This is a genomic window from Pseudoalteromonas rubra (genome assembly GCF_004212645.1).
GTDB classification, from domain to species: Bacteria; Pseudomonadota; Gammaproteobacteria; order Enterobacterales; family Alteromonadaceae; genus Pseudoalteromonas; species Pseudoalteromonas rubra_G.
In genome coordinates, this window is sequence record NZ_PPUZ01000035.1 from 74348 (window position 1) to 83624 (window position 9277).

At 45.5% G+C, this 9277-nt stretch carries 8 protein-coding genes; 5 read left to right on the top strand and 3 right to left on the bottom strand.

Annotated elements, in window-relative coordinates:
* Positions 1-8: 8 nt before the first annotated feature.
* The 3 genes from C3B51_RS13280 to rapA all read right to left on the bottom strand — a co-directional run bounded on the left by C3B51_RS13280 (position 9) and on the right by rapA (position 3999).
* A complete protein-coding gene (locus C3B51_RS13280; RefSeq protein ID WP_130245345.1) occupies positions 9-245 on the bottom strand; it encodes a hypothetical protein in 237 nt (78 codons plus the stop codon).
* Between the two features lie 27 nt (positions 246-272).
* Complete coding sequence (locus C3B51_RS13285; RefSeq protein ID WP_125721077.1) at positions 273-890, bottom strand: hypothetical protein; 618 nt, start codon at positions 888-890, stop codon at positions 273-275.
* Positions 891-1104: 214 nt separating this feature from the next.
* A complete protein-coding gene (gene rapA, locus C3B51_RS13290; protein WP_130245346.1) occupies positions 1105-3999 on the bottom strand; it encodes an RNA polymerase-associated protein RapA in 2895 nt (964 codons plus the stop codon).
* 386 nt (positions 4000-4385) lie between these two features.
* Here rapA and C3B51_RS13295 point away from each other — a divergent pair, with 386 nt between their 5' ends.
* The 5 genes from C3B51_RS13295 to C3B51_RS13315 all read left to right on the top strand — a co-directional run bounded on the left by C3B51_RS13295 (position 4386) and on the right by C3B51_RS13315 (position 9252).
* The gene (locus C3B51_RS13295) at positions 4386-5753 is read left to right on the top strand and encodes a PhoH family protein (protein WP_130245347.1); all 1368 of its coding nucleotides are present in this window, start codon (positions 4386-4388) and stop codon (positions 5751-5753) included.
* On the top strand, positions 5753-7135 hold the full coding sequence (locus C3B51_RS13300; RefSeq protein WP_130245348.1) for a PhoH family protein: 1383 nt from the start codon (positions 5753-5755) through the stop codon (positions 7133-7135). Before C3B51_RS13295 ends, C3B51_RS13300 begins: the two co-directional genes overlap by 1 nt.
* A 194-nt stretch (positions 7136-7329) precedes the next feature.
* A complete protein-coding gene (locus tag C3B51_RS13305; protein WP_130245349.1) occupies positions 7330-7692 on the top strand; it encodes a hypothetical protein in 363 nt (120 codons plus the stop codon).
* Between the two features lie 208 nt (positions 7693-7900).
* The gene (locus tag C3B51_RS13310) at positions 7901-8938 is read left to right on the top strand and encodes a hypothetical protein (protein ID WP_130245350.1); all 1038 of its coding nucleotides are present in this window, start codon (positions 7901-7903) and stop codon (positions 8936-8938) included.
* Positions 8935-9252: a hypothetical protein gene (locus C3B51_RS13315; RefSeq protein ID WP_045979610.1), complete on the top strand. Its 318-nt coding sequence runs from the start codon at positions 8935-8937 to the stop codon at positions 9250-9252. Before C3B51_RS13310 ends, C3B51_RS13315 begins: the two co-directional genes overlap by 4 nt.
* Positions 9253-9277: the final 25 nt, after the last annotated feature.

The following is a 9277-nucleotide window of genomic DNA, read 5'->3' on the forward strand; positions in this document are numbered from 1 at the left end:
CGTATTACTTAGCTACCTTTATGTTCTTTGGGTAGCTCCTTGCGAGAGTTCAGAATAACAATGGCGATATAGACCAGGGTGACATAAAAATTCACGAACGGGATCAGTGAGGCGATCAGCGCCACTTTCTTACTGTAGTGGTATTTCTGTGCAATGGTTAAGTTCACGATAACAAACAAGATAGCCTGAACTGCGAACACAAAAGGGGCAAGCGGTAATTCGTCATTTCTGAGCATGTCTAACATAGTAAGGTCTTCATTCTTATAGTGGTTTTAATTGATGGGCGTTATTTCAATACGCAGATGCTGCGCCGTGTCATCGAGGTGTTTCACCCTGAAATCCGAATGATACTCAGCCGCTTTTTCCAGAAACTGTTGCTGCCTGGCGAGCGAAGAAAACGCATAAATGCCCTTAAAAGTCGTGCCTGCATCAGCAATCGGGTTGCCGTCTGCGTCTGACGCACTGCCGGGCACATAACTGAATCTGAGTTTGGCACTGGCAAGCGTTGGGGCTTTCATCAAAATGTGAGAGCCGTCTGCAAATTCAAACCGCAATTCCATGCCTGCCATATCGATGAATGGATTCAATGCGCCAAACATACTATCCATGATAGACGTGATTTGAGTGCCATAATACGTAACCGTCTCATTTTCTTTTATCCAGTCGTCAAATCTTTGCCGGCTGCTGGGGTTTCGTGCCAGCTCCCATGCTGAATTAAACGGGTAGTACCCGGGGCCTGCGCTGGCATTACCCGGCACCTTGATCTTAGTGGTCATCCGAAAGGTATTGTCCGTGCGGGCATTGGCCTTAATTGCCGCCATAATAGCCGGGGCGTTTGAGTCAGCGGTATTATGCTCAGATGCAGCAACAGGGCCTGCAAGTGAGAGCATGACAAGCACGGGGAGTATGTTCAAAATCATCGTTGCTTTTTTTAGTATTCTTAGTGGCATATTAACGGGTAATGTTACTGGTTTGTACCAAAAACATCAAAGACCATCGCTCACCATTTCGAGCTGTGGCTTGTGGCGTATTATTTGACTGATGGAGGAGAGTGTGGGGCACGCACAAAAGCCGTGCCCCGGATGATTTTTTAAAGGCTATGCCTTAGTGCGCTACTACAATCAGGCGAATGGCGTCCAGTTTAACCTGCGCTTTGCTGATGTGCTCGCTCAGTGCGCTGCGCTGTTTGTCGAATACCTGAATTTCTTCGTCGCGGATATTCGGGTTAACGGCTTTCAGTGCCTGCAGGCGGGCCTGTTCATCACCCAGACGAGTTTCCATTTGTGCCTGCGCCGCCTGTTGCAGCTCAGCCATCTGTGCTTTGGCCAGCTCTTCGGCTTTGCTGATCAGCGGGTGAATACCAGATTGCAGGGCATTGGCCAGCTTACTGGCGGTTTGTCTGCCAACCGCAGAAAGCTGGTTGTTAAAGGCATCAAAGGCGACGTTCTGTGCCAGGTCGTTACCGCTTTTGTCCATCAGCACTCGGATAGGCGTTGGCGGCAGGAAGCGACCAATTTGCAGTGACTTAGGCGCTGAAGTTTCGGCCACAAAGATCAGCTCAACAAAGAAAGTACCCACCGGCAGCTTGTTGTTTTTCAACAAAGCAACGGATGCACAACCAAAATCGTCGTCACAGATCATGTCCATTACGCCTTCAACCATAGGGTGGTCCCAGCTGATAAACTGCGCGTCTTCCTGTGACAGCGAGGTGCCACGGTCAAAGGTCACGGTAATGCCATCGTCTTTCAGACAGGGGAACGACGGGTTCAGCATATGCTCTGTGGGTTTCAGGATGATGGTATTTTCACCTTTGTCTTCCTGATTGACGCCAAAGATGTCGAATACATTGATCATGTAAGTCGGCAGGACCACGTCGTCGTCCAGCGTTTCTATTTCTTCAACGATACTGTCCGCTTTGCCCATGCCGCTTGAGTGCAGTTCCAGCAGGCGGTCACGGCCTTGCTCCATCTTGGCGCGTAGTACCGTGTTTTGCTTGGCAACCTGCTCAAGTAGCGGGTCGAGCTCTTCTTCATCACAGTTGTGCGCAGCTACCAGTTCCAGCAAGTCGTCTGAGAACTCTTTGTACAGTAACTGGCCGGTGGTGCTGGTGGTTTCGAAGGCATCCAGCGCTTCGTCGTACCAGCGCAGTAACACTTCCTGTGCGGTATTTTCGAAGTAAGGTACGTGAATGTTCACATCCTGTTGCTGACCAATGCGGTCCAGGCGACCAATACGTTGCTCCAGCAGATCCGGGTTGAGTGGCAAGTCAAACAGCACCAGGTGATGAGCAAACTGGAAGTTACGACCTTCCGAGCCAATTTCTGAACACAACAGCACCTGGGCAGAGTCATACTCGTCGGCAAAGTAGGCCGCTGCTCGGTCACGTTCTATGATCGACATTCCCTCGTGGAACACCGCCGACTTAATGCCTTCGCGTTCGCGCAGGGTTTGCTCCAGACTGATGGCGGTTTGTGCTTCGGCACAGATCAGCAACACTTTTTGCTGTTTGAGCTCTTTGAGTTTGTCGATCAGCCAGACAACGCGCGGGTCAAACTGCGTCCAGCTGGCGCTTTCGCCTTCAAACTCCTGGAATATTTTTTCCGGGAACAGGGCGCGCAGGGCACTTTTTTCAGCGCTCTGAATACCGCCAATGTTACCCATCACAGAAATGGCGGTTTTGTACTGCTTTGGCATTTCTACCGGGCAAGCGTGCAATTTACGGCTTGGGTAGCCGTCGATGCCACTGCGGCTGTTACGGAACAAAATGCGGCCCGTACCGTGTCTGTCTAACAGGTTGTTCAGCAGCGTCTGCTTGGCTGTCTCTTCGCCTTGTTCAACCTGGCTCAGCAGGTCGCTGATGTCGGTTTCTTTTAACAGCTCACTCAGGGTTGCCTTGGCTTTGTCGTCAAGTTTGCCATCCTGAAGCAGTTTATTGGCGGCATCGGCCACTTCTTTGTAGTGACTTTCTTCTTCTACAAAGGCGTCGTAATCGTAGAATCTGTCCGGGTCCAGCAGTTGCAGACGCGCAAAGTGGCTGCGGTGACCAAGCTGGTCCGGTGTGGCGGTAAGAAGGATAAGGCCGGCAATGTCCTGGCTCAGCTCAGCAATGCGCTGATATTCTGTGCTGGGTTTGTCTTTTTCTACCGTCAGGTGGTGGGCTTCATCCACAACCAACAGATCCCAGTCGGCCAGTGTGGCTTGTTCAAACCAGCGGCGTTTCTTGGTGATAAACTCCAGGCTGACTAGTACCAGTTGCTCGGTTTCAAACACGTTGGGTGAATCCGCGAAAGCTTCGTCGCAACGGTCTTCATCAAAAATAGAAAAGTGCAGGTTAAAGCGGCGCAGCATTTCAACCAGCCACTGGTGTTGCAGGCTCTCTGGCACCACAATCAGTACCCGGCTGGCACGGCCAGTGAGGATCTGTTGATGTAAGATCATGCCCGCTTCGATGGTTTTACCTAAGCCTACTTCGTCCGACAGCAACACCCGTGGCGCGAAACGTTTACCCACTTCGTCGGCAATATAAAGCTGGTGTGGGATCAAGCTGGCACGCTGACCTATTAACCCTTTTAAATGAGACTGCTGGCGGCTGAACTGATGCTGCCAGGTTTGATAGCGCAGGGTGTAGCGGTCGAATCTGTCAACCTGGCCTGCAAATAAGCGATCCTGTGGCTTATTAAACTTAATGAAGTGATCCAGAAAGGTCTCTTTTAGCGTGACCGGCTCTTGAGTGTCCAGGCGTTCGCCGTGGTAGCATAGCAGATCGCCTTGTTCTTCAACCTTTTCAACACGCATTTCCCATTCGTCAACACAGCGGATCACATCACCGGGATTAAAAATCACGCGGGTAACCGGGGCTTCCTGCACAGAATACACGCGGTTTTCACCGCTGGCGGGAAACAATATAGTCATCTGGCGACCTTCCAGTGCCACTATGGTGCCCAATCCTAAATCTGATTCAGTATCACTGATCCAGCGCTGACCTAAGGAAAAATTCATGCTTGTCTCGTCTCGCGGAAAAAAGGCGGCCATGGTACCGAGAAGCACCGCCTTGTTCAAGGTTGTGAGAGGACGAGAAACGTGCTTAAAGTGTGATTTTTTTCACTTTAAGCTATTGACCTGCGCGATTGTTTCAGCAGGGGAGGTGTATGGTCCTGTTTAGCGCTATTTTGGCCAAGTGTGTTCACGTCTTCACAGCAAAAAATAAGCATAGCTCAGTTGCTCAAAATTGACGTATTTAACTCAAGCTGTCACCCCCGGTGCTTAACCTGGCTGTCATAAAAACGACTTTTGTGACAAATAGACTAAACTTAAGGTAAGGACACAGGCTTGCGTGGCGACCAAGTCTTTGTTCAGTAGTAGTTTTCACTAAATAGGAACGCACTATGGGAAATGATGACCTCGACCGGAAAATGTATGTGTTAGATACCAACGTACTCCTTCACGAACCCCTCGCTTTCTTTTCATTTCAGGAACACGACGTAGTAATCCCCATGACAGTTCTGGAAGAACTGGACCACATAAAAGACAGAAAACGCGATGTCAGCAGCGATGCCAGGGTGGCCATTCGCAGTCTTGACGACGTGTTACGTGATGCATCACCTGAGCAAATGCTCGAAGGTGTTGCCTTGCCTAAAGTGCAGCGCGACACCCATAAACCTGCCAGCAGTGGCAAGCTCATTGTGATCAATGACCACTTGTATCCCGATAGTATCTCCGGGTTGCCTGGCAACGAAAATGACCACCGCATTATTAACTGCGCCATACAGTTACAAAAGCAATACTCAGACAAAAAAGTGGTGCTGGTCACCAAAGACATCAATATGCGCCTGAAGGCCAAAGGGGCCGGGCTCAAGTTTGTTGAAGATTATCGTACCGATCAGTTGATCGACGACATTAACCTGCTGACCTCTGGGTATAACAAGTTTAGCGGCGACTTTTGGGCCAATGTGGGCGAGTGTCAAACCGAGCAGCAGGGGCGTTACACCTTGCACCAGGTGCCCGCCAAATTGATGCCCGAAGTGTTTGTTAATGAATACCTGATAGACGAGGGAGAGCATTTTGCCGCCCGGGTGACGGGTTACGACGCAGAGCACGTCACACTCAAAGACATCAGTGTAGAGCGCCTGATGCACCAGCAGGCCTGGGGCGTTTCTCCTAAGAATGTATATCAGGGTATGGCGCTCGATGCGCTGCTTGACCCCAACATTGAATTGGTGATCCTGACCGGCCCGGCGGGCTGCGGCAAAACGCTGCTGGCGCTGGCCAGTGCGCTGGAAATGATCATTGAAAAGGGCGTCTATGACAAAGTGATAGTGACGCGAAACACCCCGGAAATTGCAGAAAGCATCGGCTTTTTACCGGGCACGGAAGAAGAAAAAATGGCCCCGTGGCTGGCTGCGATCACAGACACCCTGGAGGTGCTGCATAAACATGATGAGAGCCCCATTTCGAGTCGTAATTACATCATGGAGAAAGCTAATATTCAGTTTAAGTCAGTCAACTTTATGCGCGGGCGCAGCATACAGAATGCCGTGGTGATTCTACAACCCCGAATTGGGGGTGTTTTAAAGTTTTTACCCCCTTGTTTTTATTGGCCTGTAGAAAAAGTAAAAAGAATTTCCAAAAAAATTGATTACCTTAGCTACTCTGAGCAGTCTCTCAACAATAAACCTTTACTCAAAATTTGTAATTTACAAGAAAAGTACAACACAAAGCCTAGCAACGATTCAATCTTTTGGGAGGCTGCGTAATGAAAAGCTCTATTGATAATCGAAATCCTCGTGTACTAGACACATCTGCATTAGTACATGATCCAAAATCTATTTTTAGCTACAAAGATGATATTTACATCTGTCTAACTGTCCTTGAAGAGCTTGATAACCTGAAAGAAAGAACTAATAAATCGGTAAGTGCCGATGCCCGTATGTGCATTAGAATGCTTGAAGACATTATAAATGGACATACAGCCGAGGAAATGGAAATAGGTATTCCTTTACCATCTACCGAAACAGCCCAGAGAGGAAAGCTTTTCATTGGAATTGACACTCAATTGGATCTGGCTAAGGAGTTAAAGCACGGGATAGGAAGTGATGCTGATAACAGAATAATTAATTATGCTTTATATCTTCAAAAAGAACTCAATAAAGACGTAACAATTGTTAGCCGTGATATTAATATGCGATTGAAAGCTCGAACAGTTGGGGTTAGGGCTGAGGACGTTGCCGTAGATAATCAAATATCAGATATTGATCTTTTATACACAGGAGTACAGGCTTTTGAAGGCGATCTTTTTGATCGAATTGAATCAGATAAAGATTTCAAAGTCTCAGGAGAGGTTTATACATTCCCAATAAGCTTGTTCAACGATGAAGTTCAGCCAAACATGTATTGGTACGATGAAGCCGGACACATTGGCCGGATTTCAGAAGTAACAGATACTGAGGTATACACAAAATTATTGCCGCGTAAGCAAGAAAAGATATGGGGCATATTGCCTAAAAACCAGCGTCAGGTGGTAGCTTTAAGCCAATTAACAGACCCTTACTATGATTTAAATATCATCCTTGGTCCTGCTGGCTCCGGAAAAACTTTTTTGGCAGTTGCTTCGGCGCTGCATCAAGTATTGGAGTTGAAAAAGTACAAAAAAATCGTTGTGGTGCGCTCCAGAGATTTTATGGACGATGATCCCGGATTCCTTCCGGGGGATTTAACTGAAAAATCAATGCCTCTTCTGGCAGGTATTACTGACGCATTAATTTCGATGCACTCGGATGATAATCATGAAGGAAATATTCACGCTACAGTTGAACATGTGATCGAAAGAGCTAATATAGAATTTACCAGTATGGCTTACTTTCGGGGCCGTTCAATAGACGATGCTGTGTTGATCATTGATGAAGCTCAAAACATGACCAGAGCGCAAATCAAGGGGATGTTAAGCCGAGGAGGCAAAAATTGTCGTACAATCGTGTTGGGCAACTTAGCTCAGATTGATGATAAATTTGTCACACCAGCATCTTCAGGTGCTAGCGCGGCTGTTAACGTGTATAGAAACTATGAAAAAGGCTCGGTGTTGATATTTGATGAAGTTGAGCGTAGTAGCTTGGCTGAATTCACTGAAAAGAACATGTAGACATCAAACTACAATTCACATTTCCTTATAATATTGCGACAATAGCCACTGCTTTTTGCAGTGGCTTTTCAGAGAAGCCAGTTTCCACAAATGCGGACGAAATGGATTTACTCTGGGTTTAAAAGATTAATCATACATTGAAGATGTAATGACTTAGGTGCTGTGGACCTTAGTTGTTATGTTTTGGTGTGCGTATGTCTTTTGAATCAGAAGCGCTTATAAGCAATGTAAAGCGTCAGGCAAAGAGGTTGTCAAAAAAATTATCACTTCCCCTTGGACAAGCCCAAGAAGGGCTAGCTATTTGTCTTTACGGCTGTGACAGTTACAGCGATTTACTAGTAAAAATGAAAGCTGAATCCTTTGACAACCCATTGATAGCACTGTCTGCTCTCTCACCAAACTCGGAAATATTTTTAGTAAAAATATTAGCTAGCCACCTAGATAGCATCATTGGAAATTTTGAAAAAAAATTTCCCAGCTCCAATATAGATGAAGAATTGGTCATATCCCTTTTTGGACTTAGCTTTTCAGAGTTCAAACTCAAAATATCTACCTAAAGTTGTACAAATACGTAAGTTGTCATTTTGTTTTTTGGCGATATTATAAGGTAAAGGCTGAACGGACAGCCTACGCCTACGCATGTTTTTCGCCTTGAAGAACGTGAACAGTGAAGCGGAGCATCCGTAAAAATTTGGTTGTTTGAACAATAAATAAAGCAATGTGTTGGTAGGCCATTGTTTATTTGAAAATTGTTTGGAGAACTAAATGATCTCACTTTATCAATTAAAGAATAAGCTTAACAAACAAGCAAAAGAGTTTGCTGAGTTATTAGAGTTTCCTGATCTTTACGCCCAAGGTTTGTGGGCTAGAGGTGTTTATAACAGCCCTCACTTTTCTGACACTCATAATTGTCTCTCTGAGGTCTTTGAACAGAAAAAGCTGGACTCAATTCTAAAGCACGATTCCCTGAAATACTTAATGATCAACGAATATGATGATCAAGAAATCATTGAGTCGCTTCATAAAGAAATTGAGTCAATGGCAAACCGTATTGAAAGCCTGATGCTGGTAGATATCGAAACATTAGAGTTAGTTTCAGTGATATACCAAGTCTTAGGGCTACCTGATGACGCTAAATTTGTCATAAATACGGGTCCTGATTTCCGTCTAGAATGGCGACCATATTTTGATGCGTTTGATGAACCATTGATAGTTCAATATGCAGATTTAAAAGTTCATAGTTGTTATTTCAGGCTCATCGCTTCGAAATTTCCATTTGAGCAGCTCACCATTGATAACATCAAAAAGTACATGTATATCAACCACGTTAATCATGACGGTGAATTCGAGGGCTGCATATCCCAAGGTAATAGCTTCTCTAAGCATGAACATTGGTTGATGTTGACACTTGAACTATTCAGTAGTGGTAAAGTTAATAAAGCTCAGTTCAATCCAACAATCTTCAAAATCGAGGGGGTGCGCTATCTGGTGTATGGCTTCCCGCTGGTTCCTTCCTTTGTATCTGATTGGCACAAACCTGATTTATGTCTACAGGTTAAAAATCTAGATGGTGATCAAAAGTTCATTGTTCGTATCGATCAGCAAGCTCTCGTTTTCCATGCACGACGTGTCGATACCAATTTTTTTAACACCATCGATTATGAAAAATATATTTCGTTGTATCAGTCTAGCGTTCTGTCACATTTTGATGCTGACAACAATTTACTAAAAGTTAATGGAGTTAAGTACCTTAGTTTTTTCCGCCCGTTTTGCCTAGAAGATAAGAAGGAAGCAAAAGCATGAGACCAAGAGTAAAACTAACTAACGCAACACTTATCTCAATTAAATCTGACTTAGAAGATAAGGTTGAACAGGTGCTTTACGCTACTTTTGCTGAGGATAGTAAGAACGGTAAAAAAGGTGAGGCTTTGTTTTCCACGAAAGTCATGGAAGTAAACGGTCTTGAATATAGAACTTTTGGTGCTGACTTTTATATCTTAGATGCAGAACCCCAAAAGTTTGATGTAGATGTATTTGAGTTCAATTTAATGCATGAGTGTATGTACTCTCCAAATGAGCTATTAGAGTTGCGAGAAATGCTCCCTGCTGGCTATTAGTAGGGTGTAGTGGTTTAATAGATCC